The organism is Campylobacter sp. IFREMER_LSEM_CL1097 (genome assembly GCF_025772225.1).
GTDB lineage: Bacteria > Campylobacterota > Campylobacteria > Campylobacterales > Campylobacteraceae > Campylobacter_D > Campylobacter_D lari_D.
On the sequence record NZ_JAKMRT010000053.1, the window covers coordinates 1 to 564 of the forward strand.

Annotated in this window: 1 protein-coding gene; it reads left to right on the forward strand. The window is 33.0% G+C overall.

Translation table 11 applies throughout. From position 1 onward, the window contains the following. Positions 1-23: 23 nt before the first annotated feature. Positions 24-564: class I SAM-dependent methyltransferase (locus tag L8W64_RS08885; RefSeq protein WP_263673559.1), on the forward strand; the 541-nt coding region annotated here is incomplete at its 3' end.

Here is a 564-nt window from a genome sequence, read left to right on the forward strand (position 1 = left end):
CTATTTAAAGTTAAAGGAAAAAAATGGAAAAAATAGTAGAACAAGTTTGGGATTATACTAAACATGCAAAATTTTATTCATATAGACCAAATTATGCACCACTTAGTATAGATATGCTAGTAGAGCTTGCTAAAAGAACTAGTCAAAGTTCAAAGATAAAAGTTGCAGATATTGGAGCAGGTACAGGGAATTTAAGTATTATGCTTTTAGAGAGAGCTTGTAAAGTGGTAGCGGTTGAGCCAAATGATGCAATGCGTGAAATTGGTATAGAAAGAACTCAAGGTCAAGATGTAGAATGGGTAAGAGCTACCGGTATTGACTCTACTTTAAAAGATGGAGAGTTTGATTGGGTGAGCTTTGGAAGTAGCTTTAATGTGATGGATAGATCAATGGCACTAAAAGAAAGTCATAGATTACTCAAAAAAGGATGTTATTTTACTTGTATGTGGAATCATAGAGATTTAAATGATCCTATTCAAAAAATGGCAGAAGATATTATTGTTAGTTTTGTTCCAAATTATACAAGAGGCACAAGAAGAGAAGATCAACGCCCTATTATAGAAG